Source organism: Geodermatophilus sp. SYSU D01176 (assembly GCF_054050015.1).
In genome coordinates, this window is sequence record NZ_JBJGYN010000001.1 from 34841 (window position 1) to 60138 (window position 25298).

26 protein-coding genes are annotated in these 25298 nt (G+C 75.7%); 11 read left to right on the forward strand and 15 right to left on the reverse strand.

Annotated elements, in window-relative coordinates:
* Nucleotides 1-7 precede the first annotated feature (7 nt).
* Nucleotides 8-448, forward strand: a complete 441-nt coding sequence (locus ACI78Z_RS00185; protein ID WP_457034485.1) for a flavodoxin family protein — start codon at nt 8-10, stop codon at nt 446-448.
* A gap of 1 nt (nt 449) precedes the next feature.
* On the opposite strand, the gene ACI78Z_RS00190 is transcribed toward ACI78Z_RS00185, so the two are convergent.
* On the reverse strand, nt 450-1205 hold the full coding sequence (locus ACI78Z_RS00190; RefSeq protein WP_457034486.1) for a hypothetical protein: 756 nt from the start codon (nt 1203-1205) through the stop codon (nt 450-452).
* A 136-nt stretch (nt 1206-1341) separates the two neighbouring features.
* On the opposite strand from ACI78Z_RS00190, the gene ACI78Z_RS00195 reads away from it, so the two are divergent.
* Together ACI78Z_RS00195 and ACI78Z_RS00200 are read left to right on the forward strand one after the other, a co-directional pair.
* Nucleotides 1342-2097, forward strand: a complete 756-nt coding sequence (locus ACI78Z_RS00195; RefSeq protein ID WP_457034487.1) for a response regulator transcription factor — start codon at nt 1342-1344, stop codon at nt 2095-2097.
* 87 nt (nt 2098-2184) lie between these two features.
* Nucleotides 2185-3039, forward strand: a complete 855-nt coding sequence (locus ACI78Z_RS00200; protein WP_457034488.1) for a class I SAM-dependent methyltransferase — start codon at nt 2185-2187, stop codon at nt 3037-3039.
* A gap of 4 nt (nt 3040-3043) precedes the next feature.
* Here the strand turns inward: ACI78Z_RS00200 and ACI78Z_RS00205 are convergent, their stop codons facing one another.
* Both ACI78Z_RS00205 and ACI78Z_RS00210 read right to left on the reverse strand, forming a co-directional pair.
* On the reverse strand, nt 3044-3229 hold the full coding sequence (locus ACI78Z_RS00205) for a DUF6186 family protein (protein ID WP_457034489.1): 186 nt from the start codon (nt 3227-3229) through the stop codon (nt 3044-3046).
* A complete protein-coding gene (locus tag ACI78Z_RS00210; protein WP_457034490.1) occupies nt 3226-3612 on the reverse strand; it encodes a hypothetical protein in 387 nt (128 codons plus the stop codon). Before ACI78Z_RS00210 ends, ACI78Z_RS00205 begins: the two co-directional genes overlap by 4 nt.
* Nucleotides 3613-3644: 32 nt before the next feature.
* On the opposite strand from ACI78Z_RS00210, the gene ACI78Z_RS00215 reads away from it, so the two are divergent.
* The 4 genes from ACI78Z_RS00215 (at nt 3645) to ACI78Z_RS00230 (ending at nt 8978) form a co-directional block, all read left to right on the forward strand.
* Complete coding sequence (locus ACI78Z_RS00215) at nt 3645-4331, forward strand: CPBP family intramembrane glutamic endopeptidase (RefSeq protein ID WP_457034491.1); 687 nt, start codon at nt 3645-3647, stop codon at nt 4329-4331.
* Between the two features lie 127 nt (nt 4332-4458).
* Entirely contained in the window at nt 4459-6318 is a 1860-nt protein-coding gene (locus tag ACI78Z_RS00220; RefSeq protein ID WP_457034492.1) for a hypothetical protein, read from the forward strand.
* Between the two features lie 32 nt (nt 6319-6350).
* A complete protein-coding gene (locus tag ACI78Z_RS00225; protein WP_457034493.1) occupies nt 6351-7172 on the forward strand; it encodes a DMT family transporter in 822 nt (273 codons plus the stop codon).
* A gap of 507 nt (nt 7173-7679) precedes the next feature.
* Nucleotides 7680-8978, forward strand: a complete 1299-nt coding sequence (locus tag ACI78Z_RS00230) for a class I SAM-dependent methyltransferase (RefSeq protein WP_457034494.1) — start codon at nt 7680-7682, stop codon at nt 8976-8978.
* Here ACI78Z_RS00230 and ACI78Z_RS00235 read toward each other — a convergent pair.
* On the reverse strand, nt 8929-9825 hold the full coding sequence (locus tag ACI78Z_RS00235) for a DMT family transporter (RefSeq protein ID WP_457034495.1): 897 nt from the start codon (nt 9823-9825) through the stop codon (nt 8929-8931). The two genes, ACI78Z_RS00230 and ACI78Z_RS00235, sit on opposite strands and share 50 nt — an antisense overlap.
* Before the next feature lie 162 nt (nt 9826-9987).
* Nucleotides 9988-13386, reverse strand: coding sequence for a lysine--tRNA ligase (lysS, locus tag ACI78Z_RS00240; protein ID WP_457034496.1), 3399 nt, complete (start codon nt 13384-13386; stop codon nt 9988-9990).
* A gap of 195 nt (nt 13387-13581) precedes the next feature.
* On the opposite strand from lysS, the gene ACI78Z_RS00245 reads away from it, so the two are divergent.
* Nucleotides 13582-14046 carry a copper chaperone PCu(A)C gene (locus ACI78Z_RS00245; protein ID WP_457034497.1) on the forward strand — a complete coding sequence of 155 codons (465 nt, stop codon included), beginning with the start codon at nt 13582-13584 and terminating at the stop codon, nt 14044-14046.
* A gap of 171 nt (nt 14047-14217) precedes the next feature.
* Nucleotides 14218-14841 (forward strand): hypothetical protein, encoded by a 624-nt coding sequence (locus tag ACI78Z_RS00250; protein WP_457034498.1) that lies wholly within the window; start codon nt 14218-14220, stop codon nt 14839-14841.
* A gap of 34 nt (nt 14842-14875) precedes the next feature.
* Here the strand turns inward: ACI78Z_RS00250 and ACI78Z_RS00255 are convergent, their stop codons facing one another.
* Both ACI78Z_RS00255 and ACI78Z_RS00260 read right to left on the reverse strand, forming a co-directional pair.
* Nucleotides 14876-15247, reverse strand: a complete 372-nt coding sequence (locus ACI78Z_RS00255) for a sigma factor (RefSeq protein ID WP_457034761.1) — start codon at nt 15245-15247, stop codon at nt 14876-14878.
* Nucleotides 15248-15396: 149 nt separating this feature from the next.
* Nucleotides 15397-15522 carry a hypothetical protein gene (locus ACI78Z_RS00260; RefSeq protein WP_457034499.1) on the reverse strand — a complete coding sequence of 42 codons (126 nt, stop codon included), beginning with the start codon at nt 15520-15522 and terminating at the stop codon, nt 15397-15399.
* 378 nt (nt 15523-15900) lie between these two features.
* On the opposite strand from ACI78Z_RS00260, the gene ACI78Z_RS00265 reads away from it, so the two are divergent.
* Entirely contained in the window at nt 15901-17388 is a 1488-nt protein-coding gene (locus ACI78Z_RS00265; RefSeq protein ID WP_457034500.1) for a pentapeptide repeat-containing protein, read from the forward strand.
* 120 nt (nt 17389-17508) lie between these two features.
* Here the strand turns inward: ACI78Z_RS00265 and ACI78Z_RS00270 are convergent, their stop codons facing one another.
* From ACI78Z_RS00270 to ACI78Z_RS00290, 5 genes are all read right to left on the reverse strand, one after another.
* On the reverse strand, nt 17509-18870 hold the full coding sequence (locus ACI78Z_RS00270; RefSeq protein ID WP_457034501.1) for a Dyp-type peroxidase: 1362 nt from the start codon (nt 18868-18870) through the stop codon (nt 17509-17511).
* A gap of 12 nt (nt 18871-18882) precedes the next feature.
* Nucleotides 18883-19326, reverse strand: coding sequence for a hypothetical protein (locus ACI78Z_RS00275; protein ID WP_457034502.1), 444 nt, complete (start codon nt 19324-19326; stop codon nt 18883-18885).
* Between the two features lie 423 nt (nt 19327-19749).
* Nucleotides 19750-20268: a hypothetical protein gene (locus tag ACI78Z_RS00280; protein ID WP_457034503.1), complete on the reverse strand. Its 519-nt coding sequence runs from the start codon at nt 20266-20268 to the stop codon at nt 19750-19752.
* A 4-nt stretch (nt 20269-20272) separates the two neighbouring features.
* Nucleotides 20273-21154, reverse strand: a complete 882-nt coding sequence (locus tag ACI78Z_RS00285) for a polysaccharide deacetylase family protein (protein WP_457034504.1) — start codon at nt 21152-21154, stop codon at nt 20273-20275.
* A gap of 32 nt (nt 21155-21186) precedes the next feature.
* Nucleotides 21187-22149 carry an asparaginase gene (locus tag ACI78Z_RS00290; RefSeq protein ID WP_457034505.1) on the reverse strand — a complete coding sequence of 321 codons (963 nt, stop codon included), beginning with the start codon at nt 22147-22149 and terminating at the stop codon, nt 21187-21189.
* A gap of 377 nt (nt 22150-22526) precedes the next feature.
* On the opposite strand from ACI78Z_RS00290, the gene ACI78Z_RS00295 reads away from it, so the two are divergent.
* On the forward strand, nt 22527-24080 hold the full coding sequence (locus ACI78Z_RS00295) for an acyl--CoA ligase family protein (protein ID WP_457034506.1): 1554 nt from the start codon (nt 22527-22529) through the stop codon (nt 24078-24080).
* Nucleotides 24081-24092: 12 nt separating this feature from the next.
* On the opposite strand, the gene nthA is transcribed toward ACI78Z_RS00295, so the two are convergent.
* The 3 genes from nthA to ACI78Z_RS00310 are packed head-to-tail and all read right to left on the reverse strand — an operon-like array spanning nt 24093 to nt 25268.
* Nucleotides 24093-24686, reverse strand: coding sequence for a nitrile hydratase subunit alpha (nthA, locus tag ACI78Z_RS00300; RefSeq protein ID WP_457034507.1), 594 nt, complete (start codon nt 24684-24686; stop codon nt 24093-24095).
* Entirely contained in the window at nt 24683-24973 is a 291-nt protein-coding gene (locus ACI78Z_RS00305; RefSeq protein ID WP_457034508.1) for an SH3-like domain-containing protein, read from the reverse strand. Before ACI78Z_RS00305 ends, nthA begins: the two co-directional genes overlap by 4 nt.
* Nucleotides 24966-25268 carry a hypothetical protein gene (locus tag ACI78Z_RS00310; RefSeq protein WP_457034509.1) on the reverse strand — a complete coding sequence of 101 codons (303 nt, stop codon included), beginning with the start codon at nt 25266-25268 and terminating at the stop codon, nt 24966-24968. The genes ACI78Z_RS00305 and ACI78Z_RS00310 overlap by 8 nt, the downstream gene beginning before the upstream one ends.
* Between the last annotated feature and the right edge of the window lie 30 nt (nt 25269-25298).

Consider the following 25298-nt stretch of genomic DNA (forward strand, 5'->3'; position numbering starts at 1 on the left):
TGCCGGCGTGCCCCGGCTGCTCGTCGTCCACCACACGCCCTCCCCGTCGCTGCAGGCCGTGCTGGAGGCGGTGCGCGAGGGCGTGGCGATGGTCGAGGAGGTCGAGCTGGACGTGCGGCCGGCCCTGTCGGCCGGTGCCGCCGACCTGCTCGCCGCCGACGGCGTCCTGCTCGGGACGCCGGCCAACATCGGCTACATGTCCGGGGCGCTCAAGCACTTCTTCGACACCGTCTACTACCCGTGCCTGGACGCCACCGCCGGGCTGCCCTACGGGGTGTACGTGCACGGCAACGACGACACCGCCGGCGCGCTGCGCAGCATCGAGACCGTCACCGGTGCGCTGCGGTGGAAGCAGGTCGCCGCGCCGCTGAGCCTCACCGGCGCACCCGGCCCGGCCGACCTCGAGGCCGCCCGCGAGCTGGCCGCGACCGTGGCGGTGCAGCTGTAGCTCACCCGGGCCGCGTCGGCGGCGCCGCGGTCGGGGGCGCGTGCCGCGGCGGCACCTCGGTGAACAGGTCGACCAGGGCGTCCCAGCGGGTGCGCCGGCCGGCCGGGAAGCGGGCCTCCGAGCGGGCCCGCCGCCGGGAGCCGGGCCGGTAGCGCCGGTGGGCCCAGAACGAGCCGGGGCGGGCCAGCCGTACCGCCCCGACCAGGGCGACCAGCGGGACGAAGACGCCCACGACGCCCAGCACCACCCGGCCCTTGAGGATCGCGGCGAGGGCGAACAGCAGGTTGACCACCACCGTCACCCACAGCACGGTCGCGCCACCGGCCGGGTCGGCGTCGAAGGGGTTCGCACCGACGAGCAGCAGGCTCCCGACGACCAGCGCCACGAGGACGGCGTCGATCGAGCTGCGGCCCTGCCGGCTCCAGTAGACGTCCTCCAGGTGCAGCCACAGCGCGAACTCGTCGAGGGTGAGGGCCGCGCCGGCGCCGAACAGCACCGCGAGCACCTGCACCCAGGGCGGTTCGGGCTGGTAGGTGAACTCCAGGGTGCCCGTGCCCAGCAGCAGGAAGATCCCGTACACCTCGTGGTGCACGTGGACGCCGCCGACGCTCGCGTCGCGGAACGGCCCGCGGCCGGTGCGGATCGCCCGCGTGATCAGCCGGGTGGCCAGGAACGTCAGCAGGAACGCCAGCACCATCCAGCCGACGACGGCTCGGCGCTCGGCCAGGCCGGGCAGGATCTCGAGATCGACGTCCACCCGCCACCTCCGCGCTCGCGGACCCCGGCCGTCGCCGATGGTGGTGCCGGCGTGCGTCCGCCGACAAGCGGGTCAGCCGCCGGCCGGACGCAGCGGGACCGCCTCGCCGGGCCGGGTTCCTCGCTACGCTCCGCGCGTGCCACCGGCGGCCGGATCCCTCGCCCGCTGGCTGGAGCTCGTGGGCGACGTCCTGCACCGGCCGGCCGGGGAGGGGTTCCCGCACCGGGAGGTGGCGGAGCTGCTGCAGGACTCCTTCGACGCCGCCTGCTGCTCCCTGCACGTGGTGGACGGGACCTGGGTCGACAGCGTCGCCGGGTGCTGGCCGGCCGGCTACCTGCCGTCGATCCCGTCGCTGGAGCGGCCGCCGGACGCGACGTGGCACCCGCTGATGCGCTGGTACGCCACCACGCGCAGCACCGGGCCGCAGACCCTGGGCGCGGTGCCGACGACGATCGCCGACCGGTCCCTCAGGGGCCGGTGGGCGGCGTTCGCCCGCCCGCTCGGGATCACCCACCAGCTCGCGCTGCCCCTGCTCGGGGACGGCGGGGTCGAGACCTACCTGCTCAGCCGTCCGGACGGCGACTTCCGGGACGCCGACACCGCGCTGGCCACCGTGGTGCAGTCGGCGCTCGGTGCCCTCTACCGGCAGCACCGGCTGCTGGCGGGGCGGGCGACCCCGCCGCCGGAGGGTGCGACGGACGTCGGGCTGACCGGGCGCGAGACCGCCGTCCTCCGGCTCCTCGCCGACGGCCTCACCGCCGCGTCGATCGCCCGCCGCCTCGGCTGCTCGCCCCGGACGGTGCGCAAGCACCTGGAGCACCTCTACCGGAAGCTCGGTGTGGGGGATCGGCTGATGGCCGTCCAGGGGGCGCGGCAGCTCGGCCTCCTCTGACCCCGTCCCGCGGACCGGCGTGGACACGGCCGGCCGGAGGGAGTACTACGGTCCCGCTCGCGGGGGACGGCACGAGGAGGCCGCCCGATGGACACCACCCCCACGGTCCACCCCGGCAACGCCGCCCAGCTGCGCGCGTGGGACGGCGACGAGGGCCGCCGGTGGGCCACGCACGCCGACGTCCTCGAGCGGTCGACCGCCGGGTACGACGCCGCCCTCTGGGACGCCGCCGCCCTGACCCCCACCGACCGGGTGCTCGACGTCGGCTGCGGCACGGGCAGCACGACCCGGGCCGCCGCCCGGCAGGCCGGCGCCGGGACGGTCCTCGGGGTCGACCTCTCCGGCCCGATGCTCGAGGTGGCCCGCCGCCGGGCGGCGGCCGAGGGGCTGACCAACGTGTCCTTCCTGCAGGCCGACGCGCAGGTCCACCCGTTCCCCGAGGCGTCGGTCGACGTCGTCGTCAGTCGGGCCGGCGCGATGTTCTTCGCCGACCCGGTCGCGGCCTTCACCAACCTCGCGCGGGCGCTGCGCCCCGGTGGCCGGCTGGCCCTGCTGGTGTGGCAGGGCGCCGACCGCAACGAGTGGTTCCGCGCGCTGACGACGGCGCTCGCGGCCGGCCGGGAGCCGCCGGCGCCGCCGCCCGGAGCACCCGGTCCCTTCGCGTTCGCCGACCCCGCGCGGGTGCGGGAGGTGCTGACCGCGGCCGGCCTCGCGGAGGTGGCGGTCGCGGGTCACGAGCAGCCGGAGTGGTTCGGCCCGGACGCGGCGGCCGCGGAGGACCTCGTCCTCGAACTGCTCGGCTGGCTGCTCGACGACCTCGACGAGGCCGGGCGGGCGGCGGCGCTCGCGGCCCTCCGGGACACCCTGACCGCCCACGAGCAGCCCGACGGCGTGCGGTTCGCCTCCGCCGCCTGGCTGGTCACCGCGCGCCGCCCCGCGTGAGGCCTCACCGGGCCAGGAAGTGCACCCCGAGCCACACCCAGGCGAGCAGCACCGCGATCCGCCCCGGGGTGGTCCGCATGGCGGCGGCGACCGCCTCGCCCACGGTCGCCGGCGCCGCGCCGCGGCGCGCGGCGACCTCCAGCGCGAGGGCGGCGACCAGCAGGACGGCGAACCCGGCGGCGCCGGTCACCCCGGCCGCCGGGGGCCGGGGCGGGTGGCCAGCCAGGCGCCGGCGGCCAGCCAGCCGAGGACGGCGGTGCCGCGCAGCAGCGGGGCGGCGAGGACCGGGTCGGCCAGGTCGCTGAGCGTGGGCAGGTCGTCGTCGGCCAGGGTGACCAGCTCCCAGGCGGCGGCCGCGGCCAGCCAGCCGAGCCACGGCAGCCCCCGCCGGCCGACCGGCGCCGCCGCCGCGCCCGCGCGCCGGCTCAGCCCCGCCGCGGTGACGACGGCCGCGGCGGCGGCCACGGCGAGCAGGGCGCCGGTGGACAGCTCGCCGGTGACGGCGACGGCGGCCGCGCACGCCACGGCCGCCGTGGCGCAGGTGAGCCGGCGCGCGGAGCGGGAACACCGCATCCGTGCATGCTGGCGCAGCCGACCGCAGGAGGGTGCTGGTCCTCGCCGCGACGCTGGTCCCGGTGCTCGGCGCGTGGAACAACCTGGTCGTGCACCGGCTCCCGGGCCGGCCCGGGTCCTACGTGGTGGCCAACGTCGCGGCGGCGGCCGTGCTGCTCGCGGCCGCCCGTGCCGTCGGGCTGTCGTGGGCCGAGCTCGGCCTGGACCGCCGCCGTCTCGCGGCGGGCGCGCGGTGGGGCGGGGCGTGGGCCGCGGTCGTGGCGGCCGGCTACGGCACGGCGCTGGGGGTCCCCGCCCTCCGGCCGCTGCTGGTCGACGCCCGGGTGGCCGGCCTCGACGGCGGGGAGCTCGCCGGGCAGGTGCTCGTGCGGATCCCGTTCGGGACCGTCCTGTGGGAGGAGGTCGCCTTTCGCGGGGTCCTGCTGGCCGCGCTGGGCCGGCTGCTCTCCCGGCGGGGCGCGGTCGGGGTCTCCGCGGCGCTGTTCGGCCTGTGGCACGTCCGGCCCACGCTCGGGGCGCTGGTGGTCAACGACCTGGCCGGTGGGCCGCTGGCGCGCACCGGCGCGGTGCTGGTGGCCTGCCTGGGCACCGCGGCCGCCGGTGTCCTCTTCGCGGAGCTGCGGCTGCGCAGCGGCAGCCTGCTCGCCCCGGCCCTGCTGCACCTGGCCACGAACTCGCTGGGCGTGCTGGCCGGCGCCGTCGCGGGACGGCTCGGCTGACGCAGGTCGGCCGCCGTGCAGGCTCCTGCCGGCCCCGTCCAGGGTCCCGCCCTGAGCTTGCGAAGGGTGGGGAGGACGGGGTCCTCCCACGGTGAGGAGGACGGGGTCCTCTCTAGACTCGCCTCCGATGACGACGGTGAGGTGGCGGGCGGCGCTCGCCGTCCTCGCCCTGGTCGCCGGCGCGGCGGCGGTGTGCACCAACCTGGCGCTCTTCCCGCTGTACTCCCTCAACCGCGACGACTCCGTCTACGTCGCGATGGCCCGGCTGATCGAGACCGGCGCGGTCACCCTCCCCGCCGACGCCGACCCCTTCCGCCCCTGGGCCTCGGCGGTGGTCGGCGACCGGGTGGTGCTGAAGTACAGCCCGCCCTGGCCGGCCGTGATCGCGGCCGGCGAGCTGCTGACCGGCTCGCCGCGGGCGGCCCTCGCGGTCAGCGCCGCGGCGGCTGCGGTCCTCGTCGCGCTGTTGACCGCCGAGGTGCTCCGCGACCGGGCCGTCGCCCTGACCGCCGGCGCGCTGTTCGCGCTGTCCCCGGTCGTCGTCGTGCAGAGCGGCACCTACCTGCCCTATCTGCCCTCCCTGGCGCTGGGCCTGGGTGCCGCCGTGCTGCTGCTGTCGGGGACGCGGCTGGGCTCGACGCCCCGGCTGGTCACGGCCGGGGTGGTGGCGGGGGTGGCGGCCTTCGCCCGGCCCTTCGACGCGCTGCTCACCGTGGCGCCGTTCGGGGTCGCCGTCCTGCTGGCGCGGGAGCGCGGCGGGCTGTCCCGGGTCGGCGTCGTCCTCCGGGTCGCGGCCGGGGCGCTGCCGGTCCTGGCGCTGACGCTGGTCTACAACGCGGTCGTCGTCGGCGGCCCGTTCCGGCTGCCGTTCACCGTCACCGGCCCGCAGGACACCTTCGGCTTCGGCGACCGCGGCGTCTTCCCGCGGTACACGGTGCGCTTCACGGCCGCCGACGGCGTGGCCGGCGTGCTGGCCAACCTGCGCGGGACGCCGGGCTGGGTCGCGGGTGGGCTGGTGCTCGTGGCGCTCGCCGTCCTCGGCCTGGTCCGGACGCGCGGCGCCGCGCGCTGGGCGGTCGCGGCGCTGGCGGTCGTCGTCCCGCTGGGCTACCTGCCGTTCTGGGGGCCGTGGGCGATGGGCACGCAGTGGCAGGGCCTGGCGCTGTTCGGGCCCTTCTACTGGCTGCCGGTCGTCGTCCCGCTGGTCGTGTTCGGCGCCGCGGGCCTGGCTCGGGTGGCGAGGCGGCGGCGGTCCCTGGCAGCCGCCGCCGTCGCGGCCATGGTCGGGCTCACCGCGCTGGCCGTGCCGGGCCCGGTGACCGGCAACCGGGAGGTGACCGCGGAGTACCGGGCGGTGCAGCAGGCGGTGACGGACGCAGGCCTGGACGACGCGCTGCTGTTCCTGCCGCGGCGGGGGGACCTGGGCTTCGACAGCGACACCCCGTTCCTGCACAACGACCCGGCGCTGCGGCAGCCGGTGCTCTACGCCGAGCAGCGCGGCGCGGCGGACCTCGCGCTGGTCGGGCGCTTCGCCGGCCGCTCGCTGCACCGGCTGTCGGAGGACGACGAGGTCCCGCCGGTCGTGGAGCCGCTGCGGGTGGACGCCGGGGAGCGGGTCACCCTCAGGGTCAGGTCGACCGTCCGTCCGGGCGCCGTCGCCTACCTGCGGGTGGGGGACCGCACCCACGAGCAGCCGCTGGACCCGTCCGGCGAGGTCACCTGGACCGTCGCCGCCCCCGGCGCGGCCGCCGGCCCGGGGGCGGTGGTGCTCGACGGCGACGGCGTGCTGGCCGTCGGCATGGCGGCGCGCCCGCCGGGGGACGACGGCCCGGGCGATCGCTGGGAGCGGCGGATCGCCCACCGCACCGTGGACGGCGGGGCGCGGGTGGAGCTGCTCCGGCCCGGCCAGGCCTGGGCACGCACCGACGGCGGCGGCTGGGTGCCCGACGCGGTCGGCAGCCCGGTCGAGGAGGTCCGCGAGGGGTAGCCGGGGCGGTCGCGGCCCGGGAGCATGGCGCGGTGGACGGCCTGGCCGCGGCGCTCGCGCTCGTCGCCGCCGTCCTGTTCGCCGTCGCCTCGGCGGTGCAGCAGCGGTCGGCCTCCGACGTCCCCGACGCCGAGGCCCGCGGCGCCCGGCTGCTGCTGGCCCTGGCCCGCACCCCGCGGTGGTGGGCCGGGACGCTCGGCGACACCGCCGGGTTCGCCGCACAGGCGGCGGCGCTCGGCCTGGGCTCGCTGCTGCTGGTGCAGCCGCTGCTGGTCACCACCCTGCTGGTCGCGCTGCCGCTGGGCGCCCGCTGGAGCGGCCGGCGGCTGCGCCGCTCGGACTGGGTCTGGGCGGGGCTGCTGGTCCTGGCGCTGGCGGTGTTCGCCGTGGTGGGGGAGCCGACGGCGGGCGTGGACCGGGCCGGCTGGCGGCCGTGGTTGCCGGCGTGGATCGTGCTCGGCCTGCTCGTCGGCGGCTGCCTGGCCGGCGCGGCGGTCCGTCGTGGGACGGCACGGGCGGTCCTGTTCGCCGTCGCCGCCGGCGTGTCCTACGGGGTCGGTGCGGCGCTCACCAAGGGCGTGGTGAGCCTGCTGGACGACGGGCCGGTCGCGCTGTTGACCAGCTGGGAGACGTGGCTCCTGGCCGTCGCCATGGTGGGCGGCACGTACCTGCAGCAGGCGGCGTACCAGGCCGGGGCGCTGGAGGCGTCGCTGCCGGCGGTGACCGTGGGCGAGCCGGTGGTCGCCGTCGCGCTGGGCATCGGCGTGCTGGGGGAGCGGCTGCGGGCCGACGGCGCGGAGTGGGCGCTCATCGCCGTCCTCGTCGTCGTCATGGCCGCCGTCGTGCCCGCCTGACGACGGTGGACGCGGCGGTGGAGTGCGGCCGGTACGCCAGGCAGCAGCCCGGCTCCCGTCGGTGGCTCCTGGCGGGAACGCCGTTGGCCGGCGTCAGGAGGCGCGCGTCAACCAGGCGGCCGGCGGGCGACCGCGCCGGGCAGCGAAGGCCTGGACCTGTTCCGCGCTGAGGCGGCAGCCACCCGGACAGTCGAACTCGACCAGCCGCCCCTCGACCCAGCCGACGGCCGCTGCCCGTCGACAGTTCGGGCAGTCCTCCCAGGTGACCCGCTCACTCGATTCCATCGTGGTGCCTCCCGATCCCGGCCAGCGGCCGGGTGGGAGGGGCCCGGCCACGCTGTTCGAGCCGGAACCCCCCGGAACGGGACGTCTCTTAGCCCCAGGCGCGGGCGGGAAACGGATGACTTACGGACGACTTGTTCCGGTTCGCCCGTGTTCTGCACGAGGAGCGGAGGACGGCGCGGCGGTGACGCCCGCGCTGCGGGATCGCTGTGCCAGGGTCGAGCCGTGACTCGCCGCCGGGCCGCCGAGGTGGTGGACGAACTCGGTCGGCTCCTGCTGGGAGCGCCGCTGCCTCTGTCGGTGCGGTGCTGGGACGACTCCGAGACCGTCGTCGAGGGTGCTCCCACGCTGGTCGTGCGCTCCCCGCGGGCCGTCCGCCGCCTGGTCCACGCGCCCGGGGAGCTGGGGCTCGCCCGCGCCTACGTCAGCGGGGACCTCGACGTCGAGGGGGACCTCTACGCGGCGCTGGGCGTCGCGGACGAGCTGCCGTCCCGCCCGGACCTGCAGCTGGACCGGCGGGCCCTGGCGCGGCTGGCCGGCCCCCTGCTGCGGCTCGGGGTGCTCGGGCTCCCCCCGGCGCCGCCGCCCGAGGAGGCCCGGTTGCGCGGGAGCCGGCACTCGCTCCGTCGGGACCGGAACGCCGTCAGCCACCACTACGACGTCGGCAACGACTTCTACCGCCTGCTCCTGGGCCCCTCGCTGGTCTACAGCTGCGCCTGGTTCCCCGAGCCGACGGCGACGTTGGAGCAGGCCCAGGAGGCCAAGCTCGACCTGGTCTGCCGCAAGCTCGGGCTGCAGCCGGGGATGCGGCTGCTCGACGTGGGGTGCGGCTGGGGGTCGCTGGCCCTGCACGCGGCGGCCGGGTACGGCGTGTCGGTGACCGCGGTGACCATCTCGACGGCTCAGGCCGAGCTGGCCCGCCGGCGCGTCGCCGAGGCCGGGCTCGCCGACTGCGTCGAGGTCCGGTTGCAGGACTACCGCGAGGTCGCCGACGGCCCCTTCGACGCGATCGCCTCCATCGGGATGGCCGAGCACGTGGGCCTGGCCCAGCTGCCGCGCTACGCCGCCAGGCTGGCCGCGCTGCTGCCCCCCGGGGGCCGGCTCCTCAACCAGGCGATCGCGCGCGGCCCGGCGGCCGGTCCCGAGCGGCCCGACCGCCGGTCGTTCCTCACCCGGTACGTCTTCCCCGACGGCGAGCTGCAGCCCCTCGCCACCCACGTGCGGGTCCTCGAGGAGGCCGGCTTCGAGGTCTGCCACGTCGAGGCGCTGCGCCGGCACTACGCGCTGACCTGCCGGGCCTGGGTGGGCAACCTCGAGCGCCGGTGGGACGAGGCGGTCCGGCTGTCCTCACCGGGCCGGGCCCGGGTGTGGCGGCTCTACCTGGCGGGATCGGCGCTCGCGTTCGAGCGGCACCGGGTCGGCGTCAACCAGGTCCTCGCGGTGAAGCCCGGAGGGCCCGGTCAGGACCGGCTCCTCACCGCTTCCGCGGTGGCGCCACCACCAGCGCGACCCCGAGAGCGGTGACCCCGATCCCCACCAGCGACAGCCCGCCGACCCGCTCGCCGAACAGCAGGTACGCCTCGACGGCGGTGGCCACCGGAACCAGGTAGTAGAGGCTGGAGACCCCCGCGGCGGTGCCTCGACGGAGCAGCAGGAGCAGCAGCAGGACGGCGCCGATCGACAGGACCAGCACCAGCCAGACGAACGCGGCGGTGAACTCCCCGGTCCACCGGATCGACAGGTCCTCGGTCGCCACGGCGATCGCCAGCAGCACGGCCGCGGCCGCGGCGTACTGCACCGTCGTCCCCCAGACCAGCGGGATGCGGTCGCCGTGCCGCTTCTGGTAGACGGTGCCGAGCGTCCCCGAGGCGAGTGCGACGAGGCAGGCGAGGACACCGGCCACCGGGAGCCGCCCGGCGCCGGCGTCCGCGATGCCGGGGCCGACGACCAGCGCGACGCCGGCGACGCCCAGCGCCAGCCCGAGCCACTGGCGTGCCGTCGGCCGCTCGCCGAGCACGCTGGCGGCGAGGACGGCGGTGAGCACCGGTTGCAGGCTGACGACCACCGCCGACACCCCGGCGGGCACGCCCAGCGAGATGCCGTAGAAGACGCCGCCCAGGTATCCGCCGTGCAGCAGCAGCCCGGCGACCGAGGCGCGGGCGTACTGCGGGCGGGCGGCCATGGCAGCCGAGCGCAGCGCGACGGCGAGGACGCCGAGCAGGACGGCGGCCACGCCCAGGCGCAGGCTCAGGAAGGTGAAGGGCTCGGCGTAGGGCAGCCCGTACTTGGCCCCTACGAACCCGGTGCTCCACAGCAGGACGAACAGCGCCGGCCCACCCAGTGTCTGGACCCGTGAGGTCGTCGCCGTCATGGGCTCAGTCTGCCGACGCCGACGTGGTGACCGCCGCCGTGCCGGCTCACCCGGGGACGGCGGCGCGGCGGCGCTCCAGCAGGGCCAAGACGAACGGTGGCAGGGAGACCACCACCGTGGCCGGCGACAGGACGCCCAGGCGGGCCGGAGCGCCCGGCCGGGTCACGCCGCCGACCGCCGCTCCGGCGCCGACGGCGAGGGCACGCCGCCGACGGCCTTGGGCACCAGCAGCTCACCGAGCCCGGGCAGCGCGAGGAAGCCCTCCGCGCCGGCGTAGCGCAGCCCCACCCGCGGCAGGTCGGCGCGGTGCCGGTAGGCCAGGACGCGGGGCAGCCACTCCGGGTCGAACCGGGCGTTGAAGTCGTGCAGCGACCTGATCTGGAAGAACGGGTTGAGCGCGCCGACCGCCCAGCGGGCCGCGCGCTGGGCGGGGGTGAACGGGACGTCGTCCGCGAACAGCCGCCCCCACATCGCGAAGTTCATCGACAGCCGGGTCACGCCGCGGGCGCCCAGCGCGGTCGCGGTGGAGGCGATGAGGAACTCGGTCATCCCGTTCGGCGCGTCCGGGTCGTGGCGCATCAGGTCCAGCGTGTAGCCGAACGACGGCCCGTAGGCGGGCACCAGCCGCAGGAAGCCACCGGGTCTCCCGTCGGCGTCCTCCGCGACGCACAGCAGGAACCCGGGGTCCGCGCCGGCGCCGCGGACGTCCTGCGACAGCGACATCGTGAAGCCGCGCTCGGGGTGCTTGCCGCGCCAGCGGGCGCTGATCGCGTTGAGCTGGTCGACCAGCGCCGGCGGGGCGTCGGTCTCGGCGACCAGCCGGAAGCGGTGGGTCCGCCCGACCCGCCGGACGGCGCCGCGCAGCCCCTTCCGCCCGGGGCCCTCGAGGGTGAAGCGGCGGCAGTCGATGACGGCCTCGTCGCCGAGGTAGAACGCGCTGAACCCGCGCGAGGCGTACAGCGGCATGCTCGCTTCCCGTGCGGCCAGCAGGGCCGGCGTCCAGGCCCGCTCGTCGCACATCGCGAGGAACTCGTCGAGCACGCGGGGGACGGACTCGCGGGAGCCGATCGGGTCGCCGGAGACCAGGGCGTAGCCGCCGAGGTAGGTGTAGGCGAGGAAGGCCTCGCCGTCCTCCGAGAAGAAGAACGTCTTGTCGTCGCGCAGGGCGAAGTAGGCGAGGGTGTCCCACCCGTACGTGTGCACCAGCCGCTCGGCGTGCGCCCAGTCGTCCTCGGTGTGCGGACGGCGGGCGGCGGCCAGCGGCCGGAACAGCAGCACCGCCAGCACGACCAGCCCGGTGACGCCGAGCGCGAGCAGGGCCGCGGGGTAGAACGCCGCGAAGAACCGCGAACCGTAGGTGTAGGGGCCGTCGATCCCGACCAGCCCGGTGAACACCGTCTGCAGCGCCCCGCGGGGGGTGAGGGGCGGGTCGATCCGCGCCCGCTCGGCCCACAGCGCGGCCAGGCCGAACAGCAGCACCCCGGCCAGGTACAGCGGGACGAACCGCAGCACCCGCAGCAGCGACGGCGGGTCGGCCGGGGCGCGGAACGCCGTCCGGTAGCTGACCAGCGCGGTCAGCAGCGCCAGGCACAGCGCCACGGCGACCGGGTGCGGGCCCTTGACCACGTGGGCCACGACCCCGACGGCGGACAGGGCCGCCGCCATCTGCCAGGCCAGCGCCTTGCGGTGGGCCAGCTGGTCGGCGAGCAGCAGGAGCAGCAGCCCGATGAGCACCGAGGCGACGGAACCGCTGACCGGCAGCCACAGCGGGCCGAACGCCGCGCCCCGGCCGACCAGCCGCTCGTGGACGACGGGCAGGGCGGTGAGCAGCTGCAGGACGCCGGACAGCGCGGTTCCCGCGGCCAGCACCCGCACCGCCAGCGGGTGCGGGGCGGCCGTCGGCGGCGCCGGCGGGATGGGGCCGGAGGAGGGCGCCATCGGCGGCAGCGCGACGACCGAGCCCTCCGCCGTCCCCGCGCCGTCGGAGCCGGCTCCACCGCCGGCCGGGATCGGGGTGGGCGCGACCAGCGGGCGCACCGCGCCGTCCGGGCCGGTGCCCGGGACCTCGGGCCGCAGGGTGGGGAAGAGGATGACCTCGCGGATGGAGTCCACGCCGGCCAGCAGCATCACCAGCCGGTCGATGCCGATGCCCAGCCCGCCGGTGCACGGCATGCCGCACTCCAGCGCGCGGACGTAGTCCAGGTCGACGTCCCCGGCCTCCGGGTCGCCGTGCGACTTGGCGCGGGCCTCGGCCTCGAACGCGGCGAGCTGCTCGACCGGGTCGTTCTGCTCGGAGTAGGCGTTGCACAGCTCGAAGCCGGCGACGATCAGCTCGAAGCGCTCGACGTAGGCGGGGTCGTCGCGGTGCACCCGGGCCAGCGGGGAGACCTCGCGCGGGTAGTCGACGCAGAACACCGGGCCGATGACGGAGTGCTGCACCTTCTCGTCGTAGACCTCCTTCATCAGCCGGCCGGCGCCCCACGAGGCCTCGTACGGGATGCCCAGCCGGTCGAGCACCGCGCGGGCGTCGTCGATCGGCATGCCCGGGTGCATCTGCGCGCCGGTGGCGTCGGCGATCATGTCGGCGAAGCGCCTGCGCGGCCACGGCGTCGCGGCCAGGTCGATGCTGTGACCGGCGGAGTGGACCGTGAGGTCGTCGCCGAGGGCCGCCCGCGCCGCGGCGGTGATGAGCCCCTCGGTGAGCTCCATCATGTCGGTGAGGTCGCCGAAGGCCTGGTAGGCCTCGAGCAGCGTGAACTCGGGGTTGTGCCGGGTGTCGACGCCCTCGTTGCGGAAGACCCGGCCGATCTCGAAGACCCGCTCCAGGCCGCCGACGATCAGCCGCTTGAGGTGCAGCTCGAGGGCGATCCGCAGGTAGAGGTCCAGGTCGAGGGCGTTGGAGTGGGTGACGAACGGGCGCGCGCTGGCCCCGCCCTGGATGGTCTGCAGCACCGGCCCCTCGACCTCGGTGAAGTCGAGGTCCTCCAGGTGCCGCCGGATGGCCCGCACCGCGGCGTGCCGGATGCGGAAGACCTGCCGGGTGCGCTCGTTGACCTCCAGGTCCACGTAGCGCTGCCGGTAGCGGGTCTCGACGTCGGTCAGCCCGGCGTGCTCGGGCGGCGGCGCGCGCAGCGCCTTGCCGAGGACGGCGAAGTCCTCGACGCACACCGACAGCTCGCCGGTCCGGGTGGTCATCACGGTGCCCTCGGCGCCGAGCCAGTCGCCGCGGTCGACGTCGTCGAACTCGGCGTGCCGGTCCGCGCCGAGGACGGAGCTGTCGACGTAGAGCTGGATGGCGCCGGTGCGGTCGCGCAGCGTGGCGAAGGTCAGCCAGCCCTGCCGGCGGACCAGCTCGAGGCGCCCGGCGACCCGCACGCGGTCCGTCGTCCGCACGTCGGGGGCCAGGTCCGGGTGGGCCGCGCGGATGCCGGCGGCGGTGGCGTCCGGGGGCCAGCGGTAGGGGTAGGCGGCGGTGCCGCGGTCACGCAGGGCCTGCAGCTTGGCCAGCCGGTGCGCGCGCTGTCCGGCGCTCCGCCCGGCGACGTCGGTCTCGCTGACCACCGGGCCATGATGGGGAGGGCCCCGGCCGGTGCGGTCCGCTCGGCAACCGCTGCTGCCGAGCTCCGGTGGGTCGCTGCGCTCGGGGCGGGCGGTCATCGCTGCGCGTGCGTCCGGGCAGGGACCCCCGCCCCTGGTGCCGGGCCGCTCGGCGCGGGATCGTCCGCTCCCGTGCGACGGACTCCTCTCGCTGCGTGGGTGACCGTCGGCCTGCTGGTCCTCGGCGGCTGCGACGCCGGGCAGGAGGCCGAGACCGCCCAGGAGACCCCGGACGTCGCGGGCGTCGACGGCACGGTCGGCGAGGTCTCGCTGGACGACGTCTTCCTCGACGCCGAGGACACCGTCGAGGCAGGGGCGTCGGTCCCGCTGCGGGGTGTGCTGACCAACGACGCCGAGCAGGCCGACCGGCTGGTCGGCGTCAGCACCCCGGCGGCGGGGTCGGTCCAGCTGTTCGACGAGTCCGGCGCGCCGAGCGCCGACGGCATCGAGCTGCCGGCCGGCGGCCAGGTGGAGGCCGTCACCGACACCGTGCGGATGCAGCTCGAGGACCTCACCGCGCCGATCGCGACCACCGACACCGTCCCGGTCACCTTCACCTTCGCGACGGCCGGTGAGGTGCGGCTCGACGTCCCGGTCGTCCCGGGGCCGGGTCCCGTCGACTAGGACGACGAACCGCCCGATGCGTGCCCGGCGGCATGCGCACGGTCCGCACGCGCCGCGCCCGGTCCCGGTACGCCGGGCCCAGGACCCCGCGGTTCCCGCCGACCCCGGCGCGAGCGAGGACATTCCCCTCCGTGGCGGTGCCGCCCGGTACCGCCGGGGAGGAGGACCGGCATGTACGCCAGGACCACCACCGTCCGCGGCGACCCGCGCGCGGTGGACGACGGGATCGCCTTCGCCCGCAGCGACGTCTGGCCCCGGCTGGAGCGGATGGACGGCTGCGTCGGGATGTCGATGCTGGCCGACCGCGCGGCGGGGCGGTGCATCGTCACCACCGCCTGGGCCACCGAGGACGCGATGCGGGCCGGCGCGGACGACGTCACGGAGCTGCGGCGGCAGCTGGCCGAGGTGCTGCGCGCCGACGCCGTGGACATCGCCGAGTGGGAGATCGCCGTCTTCCACCGCTCCCGGCCGCCGGGCGAGGCGGCCTGCGTCCGGGTGATCTGGAGCGACGTCCTGCCCGGCCGGGTCGACGGGATGGTCGACGCCTTCCGGATGAGCCTGCTGCCCAGGCTCGACGACCTGCCCGGCTTCTGCAGCGTCAGCCTGCTGGTCGACCGGGGCAGCCTGCGTGGCGTGGCAGCCGTGACCTACGAGGACCGGACCGCCATGGAACGGGCCCGCGAGCAGGGCGCCGCGCTGCGGGAGGAGTTCAGCCGGGCGATGGGCTCCACGATCACCGAGGTGGCCGAGTTCGATCTGGCCGTGGCGCACCTGCGCGTCCCCGAGATGGCGTGAGGCACCCGGCCGGCGCGCCCGGCGCGCCGGCCGGTCAGCCCGCGGGTTTCCGGGGCGTGGGGACGGCGGCGGCCCGGGCCGTGACCGCCGCCCGCACCGACCCGGCGGTGGACCGGACGGCGGCCAGGTCGGCCACGTCGAGGGCGGTGGCCGGCTGCGTGAGCGCCAGGTGCCCGACCGCCGCGGCGAGCCGCTGCTGGGGCGACTCGCGGCGCACGGCGTCCACGGCCTCGTGGTGCACCAGCGCCAGCAGCCACGGCCCGAAGGCGCCGCGCGTCGGGACGTAGGAGGACGGCGTGCGCCAGTAGGCGAGCAGGGCCTCCTGGACGACGTCCTCGGCGAGCGCGTCGTCCCGGACGATCCGGCCGGCCAGGGCGAACGCCCGCCCGGAGTACCGGTCGAGCAGGTCGGCGAGGAACTCCCGCGGGGAACTCCTGCACGGGGCCGCCCGGTGCGCCGGCGACGGTCACCCCTGCTGGATGGCGCACCATCCGATCACCCATACCGGTTCCACCCGCCCGGGTGTCCGCGTGCTCCTCCGCCGCCCGGGCGCGGTCAGCCGGCCGGGCGCCGGCCGAGTGCCGGACCGGGCCGGGTCGCCGTGTCGGTGAGGATCTGCACGTAGTCCTCGGCCGCGAAGTCGAACGGCAGCGCGAAGACGACCTCGGGGACCTCGCGCACGCCGGCGTGGGCGTGGCGGGCCTCGGCGATCTCGGAGCTGCCGAGCAGGTCGCGGGCGAAGAGCCGTCGCGAGGGCTCCTGCGGCGCCGTCGTCCGCGGGGTACGGCCTCGACGTAGGCGGCGTACCGCGCGCTGCTCCGGGGTGGCGCTGTCGGTCGGGATGACGACGAGGCCCTGCGGGACGCGCCGAGCTGCTCCAGCCGGGTCCCGGGGACGGGCATGGGGTGGCTCCCCGGTCGGTCCGGTGCACTCGATGCCTCCTCAGCGGGTGCCCGGTGACGTGTCCGACGGGGTGGCGCCGGCCGTCCTCGCACCTGTCGACCGCTACGGGTGGGCATCGCGATACTGCTCGGAGCCCGGCCGACTCCAGGGGGACCCGTGGCGACGTGGTGGCAGCGGATACCGAGACGCTGGCGGGGGCTACTGGCCACCATCGCCGCCGGCGTTCTCGTCCTGATCGTCCTCTGGGGCGGCCCGTGGCTCCTGACCCGGCACCCGAACAGCGGCGTCACCGCGGAGCAGGAGTTGAAGGCGAAGAGCGACGTCCGCGCCACGCTCGTGCAGGCCGTCGGCGGCCTCGCTGTAGCCGGCGGCCTGATCGTCAGCTACCGCACCTTCCAGCAGAGCCAGCGCGAACAGAAGGAGCGGGGGAGGGAACAGGACCGGACCTACGCGCTCAACCTGGCCGCTCAGGTCACCGACACCTACACCAAGGCGGTCGCGCAGCTCGGCCACGAACAAGCCCCGGTCCGGTTGGGCGCGCTGTACTCCCTGGAGAGCCTCGCTCAGGACAACCCCGAGCGACGCCAGACCGTCGTCGACGTGCTCTGCGCCTACCTGCGGATGCCGCACACACCAGCGGAGCAGGACGGGTCGGGCGCCACGGTCAGCGCCAGCCCGGCATCCCGCACCGACGCGCGGAATGCGGCCCAGGAACTGCAGGTCCGCCGGGCCGCCCAACGTCTCCTCGCTGAGCACCTGCACCGCCCCGCCGGCATGTCCGGCGAGGAGGCCCAGACCCTCGAGGCATCCCCCGGAGCGCGGTTCTGGCCGGGCATCGACCTGGACCTCACCGGCGCCACCCTGCACGAGTCGTCGTTCTCGGACGCATCGGTCGTCCAGGGGGAGTTCAGCGGGGCGACCTTCTTCGGCCGGGCCGAGTTCAGTCGGGCGGCCTTCTCCGGGGATGCCTCGTTCGAGGGTGCGACCTTCGCCGATGACGCCGAGTTCGAGGGGGCGACCTTCTCCGGCCGCGCCAGGTTCAACCAGGCGGAGTTCTCCGGCCGCGCCTGGTTCGTCCAAGCGACGTTCTCCGGCGATGCCGGGTTCGACGGGGCGACCGTTGTCGGCGATGCAGGGTTCGACGATGCGGAGTTCGCCGGTGATGCCGGGTTCGACAGCGCGACGTTCTCGGGGAACGCCGGACTCGGTGGGGCGACCTTCTCCGGTGGCGCCTGGTTCGGCGGCGCGGTGTTCGCTGGCGACGCGTGGTTCACCGGGGCGACCTTCCGCGGCGGCGCCTCGTTCACCGACACGGAGTTCTGCGGGAGCATCGTGTTCGACCGGGCCAGGTTCGACGGCCACGCCCAGTTCGGGCGGGCGACCTTCTCCGCAGACGCCCGGTTCACGGACGTGAGGTTCTTGAACGGTGCTTCACTCGACGCGGTGCGCGTCCTCCACCTCGACGACGAGGAGATGAACCGGAGCGGCACGTACGCGCGCCGAGTGTGGCCCGATGGTTGGACGGTCCACAGGGATACGTACGAGCCGACGTGCGGCGCTCTGGTCTTGCGTGATGGCGAACAACCGCATGGTCAGCAGCGTGCCGTCGCTGAACAGGTCCCCGGCCAGGAGCGGGACCAGTAGACCCGACCGGGATCTGCAGGCCCGGCGGCGTCGGCTGCTTGGTCCAGATGCTGGTGGACTGCACGCGGGCGATGCCTCGGGCACGTGACGATCGCTGACCCGGAGCCGTCAGCGGCCCGCTCAGCGGGTGGCGAGGTACCGGATGGCCGTGAGGCTCGGCATGAAGCAATAGGCACCACCTCGGGTCGTAACCAGGCGGGGGAGGTCGGTGAGTTTGGTGCCCACGCCGGCACGGCGCAGCAGGAAGGTGCCGGCTGCGCCGTCCGTCTCCGCCGGGGCGGTCGCCGCGTCGGGTCGGCCGGAGCCGAGGAATGCGTCCTGCGTCCGGCCCAGGCCCGGCGCGAACAGACCGTTCCGACCCCACTCGCCCACGAGGAACTCGAACTGATCCGTCAGGCTGGCCCCGATGAACAGGCCCACGATGCCGCGTTCGTATCCGTCGTCCGGTCGGTCGGGGTCGTACGGCGGCCCGTAGGTCAGGCCCCGGCGGATGATGCGGCGCTGGTGCGGCCGGCCTCCCGCGACCTGCGAATTCCGCGGGTACATGCGCCGGACGTGTGCCCCGACCGGGCAACGGTCGCCGCGCACGTCGCCGGCGTAGTCGAAGTCGTTCTGCTGCTGGCGGGGGAGTGGCCTCGGGGAGTCGGGGGAGAGGGCCAGCGGTGTCCCGTTGCGCCACCGTCCGCACAGCTTCGCGGCGATGAGCTCCTCGGACATGCCGGTGCGCTCGCACTGCTCGGACAACATCTCCCGGAAGGCGCCGACGTCCTGCGCGAGCACACGCAAGGCCGCATAGGTTCCGTTGTGGCCGAGCGCCTCCGGCTGTGGCACCGGGTAGCTGTACCGGGTGTGCGGGCCGGGGTGGCCGAGGAGGAAGGCGCCGGTCGGCGCCTCGGGCATGTGGTCCGGCGCACCGCTCGGTGGCGCCTCGTCGATGGTCGGCTGGGAGATCCCCTGGGTGTAGCCGAAGTGGTCGACCCGGCCGGGCAGCCGGTCGCAGACCAGGCGGTCCAGCACGGCGAGCCCGGGTGCCGTCCCGGCCAACAGGTCGCCTTCGGCCCGTTCGAGGGCCTGCCGCGACTGCCCGGACAACGAGAACACCAGGTGCAATCCGGGGTCGGTGAACACCGGCCGCCAGTGAGCGGGGTCGTTCGGTCCGACGTCCCCTGCGAGGTCTGCGCGGGCTGCAGCGCCCTGGGTGAAGTCCTCCGGGAAACCGGCCTGCTGCGGGGACACGCCCAGTGCGTCCAGCCCCGCGGCGGTGACCGACACGTTGAGGCAGGACTCGGGCTTGTCCCGCCACGAGGTCGCCGTGGTGACCTGCGGCCGCCCAGGGGTGCCGTCGACCAGTTGTCCGAGCAGGGCGCGGGCATCGGGAGCGGAGTCGACCCGCACGAGCAGGTGGCACGCCGTGGGCATGCCGTAGCCGCGGACCACCAGGCCCTGGATGTCGGACAGGTCGACCGTGGGGACTTTCTCCATCGTCCCCACGGGTCAACCGAGTTCGTCGGCGCGGATGTCCAGCACCGTCCGGTCGGGGTAGGCGCTGTAGAACGGAGGCAGGCACCCCAGGTCGTGCCGGTGGACGTAGTCCAGGAACTCGTGGGGGTGACTCTGCACTGGAATGGGCGGCGGGTCGGCCATGAACTGGAGGAGCAGGTCGAAGACCGGTCCGATGTGGTCGACGAAGTCGTTGATGTACCGGTCGAAGTCGCCATCGTACGTGGTGATCAGGGCGAGCCGGGTGTCGTCCAGGAACACGAGGCGGGCGAAGTGGACGGTGCGAAGCGCCTCGAAGGCCTGGATGATCGGGTTCTCCTCGCGGGGCAGCGACTGCAGCCTCTCGATCGCGACCTGAAGGCCCTCACGGTCCTCGGGAGACTTGATCGGCATCACGAGCGTCAGGGGGTTCTGCACGGGCGTCCCGGTCGTGCGCATCCCCGTCGGCTCCGGCAGTCCTCGTCCCACGGTGGCCCCCCCGGGTCTGGCGGTCGTCGCCGCAGGCTTGGCCTCCCGCTCCCGGGGGATTCTCTGGTGCGGGTGCCACCCCTGTCACGTCGGTGTCCCCGCTGCGACGTCCGCGACGGCCAGGGCGGGCAGCCGCGCGGCGTGCGCCCCCTCGGCCGGCTGCGCGATCCCTGGGACGGGGCACCAGCACCGCGCCGCCGTCCGGGAGCGGCACCTCCGGCGTCGCGTCGTCGAGCGCAGGTACGCCGGCTCCGCCGCCACGGGGAAGGGCGGCACGCGCGCCGGGCAGGTCGCCGAGGGCAGAGGGAAATCGGTGCACCGGCCGGCCAGGGCCGGCGTGCGTCCGCGCGCCGACCGGCTCCGACGCCGGTGAGGGCCGCCCGCCGCGCTGGCTCACCGATCCCGGCGTGGTCCGGTCGTTCCACCTCCCCGGTGGCCGGCGAAGGCGACGAGGTGGGCGAGCGCGGCCTCCGGCTCCCGCCCGCGGACGCCGACCTCCGCCGTCCCGGAGGAGGGGGCGACGTGTGCCGCGCGGCCGTCCCGGAACTCCACCACGCGGCCGCCGGGCAGCGCCGCGGCGGTGAGCGTGCCGGCCCGGGCCGCCGCCGACACCCAGACGACGGCCGCCTGCAGGTCCCAACCGGGCGGCGCGGGCGCGCGGGCCCAGCGCGGCTCCCCGGTAGCGGGCCGCGGCGCGGCCGTCCAGAGCTCGTCGAGCGAGGCGACCGGGCGGGCTGCTCCGGTGGCGGTCGTCAGCAGGTAGCCGCCGCGCCACGGCGTCACGCGCAACCGCCGGCCGGTCAGCAGCCGGCCGGCGGCCGCGGCCCGGGCGGCCCGGTGCGCGGGTCCCGCCCCGGCCAGCACGTCCTCCCACGGCGCGGCCGCCCGGCCGGTGCCGCAGGCGCCGCACACCAGGTCAGGCCGGGCGGGGCGAGCGGCGCAGGAAGTCCTGCGCGATCTCGTCGAACGTCGCCCACCGGACGCCGTCGTGCCCCTTGATGTGCGCGATGACCCGCTCCAGCGCCATCAGCACCTGCGGCCGCCCGGCGACGTCCGGGTGGATGGTCATCGTGAACGCCGCATAGTCCTGCTCGCGGTAGACCCAGTCGAACTGGTCGGTCCACATCTGCTCGATGTCGCGCGGGTTGACGAACCCGTGGCTGTTCGGGCTGGTCTTGACGAACATCATCGGCGGGAGGTCGTCGAGGTACCAGTTCGCGGGGATCTCCACCAGGTCGGTCTCCCGCCCGCGGACCAGCGGCTGCATCCACGTCTCGGCCGGCTGCGAGTAGTCGATCTTCGTCCAGCTGTCGCCGACCCGGACGTAGTACGGCTCGAAGTCCCGGTGCATGAGCGAGTGGTCGTAGGTGATGCCGCGCTCGAGCAGCAGCTCGTTGGTGACGGGGGAGAACTCCCACCACGGCGCGACGTACCCGGTGGGCCGCCGTCCGGCCCGCTTCTCGATGAGCTCGATGCAGCGGTCCAGCACCGCCGACTCCTGCTCGCGGGTCATCGCGATCGGGTTCTCGTGGCTGTAGCCGTGCAGGCCGATCTCGTGCCCTGCCGCCACGCAGGCGTCGAACTGCTCCGGGAACGTCTCGATCGAGTGCCCCGGCCAGAAGAACGTCTGGGTCAGCCCCTCGCGGCGGAACAGCTCGAGGATGCGCGGCACCCCCACCTCGCCGGCGAACAGGCCGCGCGAGATGTCGTCGGGGGAGTCCTCCCCGCCGTAGGACCCCAGCCACCCGGCGACGGCGTCGATGTCGACGCCGAACGACACGAAGATCTCCTTGGCCATGCTGCGTTTCCCCTCTCGATGTGGTCGGTGCGTCAGAGCCGATCGGCGAGGACCCGCCCCGGGTCGCGTGGCTCCAGTGCCAGGGCAGCGGCCAGCAGCAGCCGTCCCTGCCACGGGCTCAGATCGCCGCCGAGCAGGGCGCCGTCGCGCGCCAGGCTCGCCCCGCCCCCGGCGTACAGCGGCGCGACCGGACCCGACGGCACCCGCGAGCAGACCAGCACCGGCACTCCGTCCGCCACCAGGTCGGCCGCTGCCGCGGCCACCGGCGGCGGGACGTTGCCCGCCCCGAACGCCTCCAGCACGACCCCCGCGGCTCCGGCCGCGACCGCGGCGCGCAGCAGGGCGTCGTCCGACCCCTGGGCGCAGGCGACGACGTCGACGCGCGGCAGGTCGGCGTCCAGGTCCAGCGGCAGCGCGGGCAGCCGCGGCGGCCGGCCGAGGGGGACGACGGTGCCGCCGGTCACCCGCAGCACCGGTCCGCGGCCGGGGGCGCCGAAGGCCGCGCCGCGCAGGGTCTCCACCTTGCGGACCCCGCGGGCGGCGAAGACCAGGCCGTCGAAGGCGAGCAGCGCGCCGAGGTCCCGGGCGGCGGGGGCGGCGGCCACCCGGAGCGCGTCGGCGAGGTTCGCCGGGCCGTCGGGGGCCGGCGCGTCGAACGGCCGCTGCGCGCCGGTGAAGACGACCGGGCGCGGGTCGCCGTGCACCAGGTCGGCCAGGAACGCCGACTCCTCCATGGTGTCCGTGCCGTGGGTGACGACGACGCCGTCGACGCCGTCGACCAGCTGCCGGCGCACCTCGCGGAGCAGGCCGCGCACGTCGGCGCCGGTGAGCGCGAAGCTCGGCACCGTCGTCAGGTCGCTGACCGTGACCTCCAGGCCCGGCAGCGGCCCGGCCGCGGCGAGCAGTTCGGCGGCCGGCGTGGTGGCCGACAGCCCGCCGTCCGTGCGCCGGCTGGCGATCGTGCCCCCGGTGGCCAGCAGGTGGACCCGTCCCACGGCACCTCCCGTTCCTCGTGCCGCCGTCGCTCGCGCCGCCCCAGGTGACCACGGCGCTCCCGATCACGCACCTCGCGGCGCGGACATGGCCTGTGAGCGAACACACCCCCGGCGCTGACCTGCCCACTCGCCGGACGGACCCGTGTCGCGCTTGACGGGCGCCCATCGCATTCACCTAGAGTCCGGAACTGGACACCGCCCGTCACGGGGGGTCGCCCACCGCGAGGGCCACGGGGCCACGCGTGGGGCGGCGGGACGGTGCACCGCGGACGGCCCCGCTCGACGCGACGGGCCGACGCCCGGCGAGCGGGAGCGCGCGAGCGTGCGGAGAATCCAGCCACGCAGGACCGTCCCGCACCGCGCCCTGAGGAGACCAGGTGGCGACCTTCAGTTCCGCCCAGCTGACCCCGACCGCCTTCCTCGAGCGCTCGGCGCGGGTGTTCCCCGAGCGCACCGCGGTGGTCGACGGCGACCGGCGGTTCACCTACCGCGAGTTCGCCGACCGCTCCCGTCGACTCGCCGGGGCCCTGGCCGCCCGCGGCGTCGCGCCCGGGGACCGGGTGGCCGCGCTGTGCACCAACAGCTCGACGATGCTCGAACTGCACAACGGCGTCCCGTGGGCCGGGGCGGTGCTGGTCCCGCTCAACACCCGGCTGACGACCGGCGAGCTGGAGTACATCCTGCGGCACTCCGGCGCCGCGGTCCTCGTCGCGGACGCCGTGTTCGCGACGACCGCCACCGAGGTCGCCACCGCGGTGGGGGTCCCGGTCGTGCTGGCCGGCGACGAGTACGAGCAGCTCCTGGCCCCGGCCGAGCCCCTGGCGCGCCCGTGCGCGGACGAGTGGGGCCTGCTGGCGCTCAACTACACCTCCGGCACGACCGGCCGGCCCAAGGGCGTCATGTACAGCCACCGCGGCGCCTACCTGCAGGCACTGGCGATGGCCCTGCACACCGGGCTGGGCCCCACCAGCCAGTACCTGTGGACGCTGCCGATGTTCCACTGCGACGGCTGGTGCTTCCCCTGGGCGGTGTCCGCCGGCGGCGCCACCCACGTGTGCCTGCCCCGCGTGGAGCCCGCCCGCATCTGGCAGCTGCTGCGCAGCGAGGGCATCACCCACTTCAGCGCGGCGCCGACCGTGCTCACCATGATCGCCAACGCCGAGGAGGCGGAGGCCGGCCCGGTCTCCCCGCGGGTCGCGGTGCAGACCGGCGGTGCGCCGCCCACCCCGACCCTGCTGGCCCGGATGGCCGCGCTCAACATGGACGTCACCCACCTCTACGGGCTCACCGAGACCTACGGGCCGGTGGCGGTCAACCAGTGGCACCCCGAGTGGGACGACCTCCCGGACGAGCGGCAGGCCGAGCTCAAGGCCCGGCAGGGGGTCGCGAACGTGGTCGCCGAGCCGCTCCGGGTGGTGGGGGAGGACGGCGCCGACGTCCCCCGCGACGGGGAGACGATCGGGGAGATCGTCGCCCGCGGGAACGACGTCATGCTCGGCTACTACCAGGACGAGGAGGCGACGGCGAAGGCGACGCTGCCCGGGCCGGACGGCGGACCCGGCTGGTTTCGCACCGGCGACCTCGCCGTCGTCCACCCCGACGGCTACCTGGAGATCCGGGACCGCAGCAAGGACATCATCATCTCCGGCGGCGAGAACATCTCCTCGGTGGAGGTCGAGCGGGTCCTGGACGCCCACCCCGCCGTGCTGGAGTCCGCCGTGGTCGCCGAGCCCCACGACAAGTGGGGCGAGGTCCCGGTCGCGCACGTGACGCTGCGGCCCGGGAGCGAGGTCACCGACGAGGAGCTCGCGGCCTTCGTGCGGTCGCGGCTGGCGGGGTTCAAGGTGCCCAAGCGGTTCGTCTACGGGGACCTGCCGAAGACCTCCACCGGCAAGGTGCAGAAGAACCTCCTGCGCGAGGGCTCCGGCTGACCCGCGGGGCTGTCAGACGGCGGCGGTCCCGATCAGGCCCTTGCGGGTGACCAGCGCGGCGAGCTCCTCCTCCGACATCCCATCGGTGCCCTCGGGCCGGCGGGGGACCACCATGTACCGGGACTCCGCGCTGGCGTCCCACACGCTGATGCGGGTCCCGGCCGGCAGCTCGAGGCCGAACTCCGCCAGCACCCCGCGCGGGTCCCGCACGACCCGGGAGCGGTAGGCCTCGCTCTTGTACCAGGACGGGGACGGGCCGAGCAGCGCGATCGGGTAGCAGGAGCACAGCGTGCAGACCACGACGTTGTGCTCGTCAGCGCTGTTGGCGACGACCTTGAGCCGCTGCTCCTGCAGGCCGCCGGCCATCGACAGCCCGAGCTCCCGGATCGCCGCGTTGGCGTCGGTCAGCAGCCGGTCCCGGAAGCCGGGGTCCACCCAGGCGCGCGCGGTGACCCGGGCGCCGTTGGCCGGCGAGCCCCCGGCGAGGAACTCGTCGATGCGCCGGTCGATCTCGCCCTCGTCGACCAGGCCGCGCGCCTCCAGGAGGGCCTCGACGTGCCGGACCCGCTCGGAGATCGCCGAGCTGCCGTGGTGGTCGCCGCTCACGGTGTCCTCCTCTGGTCGTCGGCCGGCTCCAGGTAGTCCTCCCAGAGCTCCACGGTGACGGCGTGGTCGCCGTCGCCGAACAGGTCCGCGGCGGGAAACCGCACGTGGTAGACCGCCTGCGCCGTCCCCGGCCGCCCGCGGGCCCGGTCGTCGGCGAGCGGGTGGTGCCCGGCGAGCTCGACCACCCGGCCGACGGCGCCACGGGCGTACCGGGGCAGCCGGGTGTGCCACGAAGGGTCGGCGGTGCTGGTGCGCACCGCGTCGCCGGGGGCGAAGCGGTCAGGCATCGTGGTCGCCCCCGCGGACGGCGAGCTCCTCCGGCGTCGCCACACCCTTCTCGACCAGCAGCGTGGTGATGGCCGTGAACCACTTCTCGTAGTACGAGCTCGACAGGTAGGCCGCGGGCTCCATCCGCTCGATGGCGTCGCGGAACTCGTCGAGGTTGTAGACGCCGCGCCGGATCAGCGCGGCGTTGAGGGCGAGCACGTGCGCCTCCCAGTCGGCGTGGAAGGCCGGCTCGTCGGGCTCCTCGACGATCGCGGGGAACCCGATCATGCCACCGACGTCGTTGATGCGGCTCACCCGCCGATCCTGTCCCGTCGCGGCGGCCTG

Bases quoted from the DNA above. Each gene is read 5' to 3' on its own strand.
- ACI78Z_RS00200 (WP_457034488.1), top strand. From the start codon at position 2,185: ATGGACACCACCCCCACGGTCCACCCCGGCAACGCCGCCCAGCTGCGC.
- ACI78Z_RS00210 (WP_457034490.1), bottom strand. From the start codon at position 3,612: ATGCGGTGTTCCCGCTCCGCGCGCCGGCTCACCTGCGCCACGGCGGCC.
- ACI78Z_RS00220 (WP_457034492.1), top strand. From the start codon at position 4,459: ATGACGACGGTGAGGTGGCGGGCGGCGCTCGCCGTCCTCGCCCTGGTC.
- ACI78Z_RS00235 (WP_457034495.1), bottom strand. From the start codon at position 9,825: ATGACGGCGACGACCTCACGGGTCCAGACACTGGGTGGGCCGGCGCTG.
- ACI78Z_RS00250 (WP_457034498.1), top strand. From the start codon at position 14,218: ATGTACGCCAGGACCACCACCGTCCGCGGCGACCCGCGCGCGGTGGAC.
- ACI78Z_RS00270 (WP_457034501.1), bottom strand. From the start codon at position 18,870: ATGGAGAAAGTCCCCACGGTCGACCTGTCCGACATCCAGGGCCTGGTG.
- ACI78Z_RS00275 (WP_457034502.1), bottom strand. From the start codon at position 19,326: ATGCGCACGACCGGGACGCCCGTGCAGAACCCCCTGACGCTCGTGATG.
- ACI78Z_RS00285 (WP_457034504.1), bottom strand. From the start codon at position 21,154: ATGGCCAAGGAGATCTTCGTGTCGTTCGGCGTCGACATCGACGCCGTC.
- ACI78Z_RS00305 (WP_457034508.1), bottom strand. From the start codon at position 24,973: ATGCCTGACCGCTTCGCCCCCGGCGACGCGGTGCGCACCAGCACCGCC.